This is a genomic window from Vibrio makurazakiensis, from assembly GCF_050337375.1.
GTDB lineage: Bacteria > Pseudomonadota > Gammaproteobacteria > Enterobacterales > Vibrionaceae > Vibrio > Vibrio makurazakiensis.
On record NZ_JAKJSW010000411.1, the window covers coordinates 1 to 1,791 of the forward strand.

Annotated in this window: 2 protein-coding genes and 1 pseudogene; 2 read left to right on the forward strand and 1 reads right to left on the reverse strand. The window is 43.9% G+C overall.

The features are described from left to right. Window positions 1-578: OmpP1/FadL family transporter (locus L4C33_RS22010; RefSeq protein ID WP_428814515.1), on the forward strand; the 578-nt coding region annotated here is incomplete at its 5' end. 8 nt (window positions 579-586) lie between these two features. Further along, window positions 587-1,273 carry a hypothetical protein gene (locus L4C33_RS22015; protein ID WP_428814516.1) on the forward strand — a complete coding sequence of 229 codons (687 nt, stop codon included), beginning with the start codon at window positions 587-589 and terminating at the stop codon, window positions 1,271-1,273. A gap of 96 nt (window positions 1,274-1,369) precedes the next feature. On the opposite strand, the pseudogene L4C33_RS22020 reads toward L4C33_RS22015, so the two are convergent. Then, window positions 1,370-1,791, reverse strand: a pseudogene (locus tag L4C33_RS22020) (hypothetical protein); the annotation flags it as partial.

The following is a 1,791-nucleotide window of genomic DNA, read 5'->3' on the forward strand; positions in this document are numbered from 1 at the left end:
CCATGTATCAGTACAACGAAAAACTCAATATCGGTGCAAGCTTCCGATCTAAAGTTGAGCATGAATTTGATACTAATCTATCAGGCCCGATGCAAGTTGGGATCGTTACAGAGTTAGCCGTACCTGCCATTGCAGACATTAGTTCAAGTTACGCTCTGACTAATGATTTAAACTTACTCGCCAGTATTCAATTACACCGCTGGAGTGAATGGGATCAAACATCTTTCGGTGATCAAGTCGCTATTCAGCGTGACTGGGAAGACGTTTGGAAGTTTGCTATCGGTACCGACTATCGATTAAATGCAGACTGGCGTTTGAAAGCAGGCTTCTCGTATGAGACATCCCCTCAAGATGACCCAACGAAACAGTGGGTTGATCTACCTGTCGGAGAGCAATATCGCTACTCAGTTGGTGCTAGCACACAGTGGGAAGAGTATACCTTCGACATTTTCTATGAATATGCTGATTTAGGCTCTGTCGATATTGCGCGTGATGGTCGAGTCGAAGGTCAGTTCCTCGACGTAACAGGCTCGTTCGATGGGCGCATTCACTTCATCGGCGCAAGCATGACATTCTAAGGTAGCAGATGCACAAAATAGCAATCACCGCTATAGCGCTTTGTACTGTCATAGGATCAGCTTTAGCGGAAGAAAAACATCACGAAGACCCTACTAAGATCATTACTAAAGTGGGGATTTCATACAGCGAAGGAGTGAATTTTTCAGGCTCTTTGGGCCTAGATGAGTCTCGTAAGGTCAATGGTAGTGTCAACGCAGATGGAGATGAATGGCGTGTCGGTGGCTCATGGCTGTTTCCCGTTGGTATCATAAACTTTAACTTTAGCCGCGCTGAATACGAACCTGAAGGTCATCGAAATAATTACAGCATTGGTACGTTTATCCCACTCAGTTACTTTGGTATCGAACCTATGGGATGGCAGATTTTTCCTATGGCTGGATACAACTATAACGATGGCGATATTGCCCACTTTGATGATAGTAATGTGGAGAACGACTATGTGATGTTGCCCGCTTCATCACACGGTGGGTATTTAGGCGCATTTACGTTAAGGCCGCTGACAGACAAGTGGACGTTCATGGCTTTTGGTGGTGGCTCTATGGGCTCAGACAACTATTCAGGCTATTGGACTGGTGCAGGGCTAAGCCATAAGTTGACGGATGCTCAGTCTTTCAATTTCTATGGAGTGCTCGCCGAAGACGATTACGGTGAAAACAACCGAATAGGTATTTCATATACCTACGAGTTTAAATAATCTTTTAGGTAAAGTAAGAAAGCCCTAACGACGTATACATGTCGCTAGGGCTTTCTTTTGTTTTAAGGCACAAGATAAGCCAACATTCACTCTAGACTAGTCAATTAAGGTTCGTCCATTGTCGCCTTGTTCATAGATACACAAACTGACTCGAGAGAGCGTTTTTATCTCTTTTAGGCTCACGACTAGGCTGTTGTTACCCGTCGACATATTCTTTTTCAAACGCTCAACAAGTAACGCTACTTCTGCAATATCAGCTTTCGCTTTAGGTACCCTTGTCTTTATGAAGTTGAACCACTTCTCACTCATATTACGGCTTACTTTCGCCAGCACTTCAGAGTTTGTAATGGTAAACGGCTTATTAAGTGCTCCACCGTCTCGCAGAATGTCATAAATAATGTGTCCATTCTTCTTTGCGACCATCATGTTTTTGGTATTAAGTTGGAGCTCGCCAATATGACCGTTCGCCATTTTCAAAAAGAACTTAATGTCTTTGTAGCCAGCATCGGTTGCACCAC

Coding starts and splice junctions, on each gene's coding strand:
- L4C33_RS22015 (WP_428814516.1), top strand. CDS start 587: ATGCACAAAATAGCAATCACCGCTATAGCGCTTTGTACTGTCATAGGA.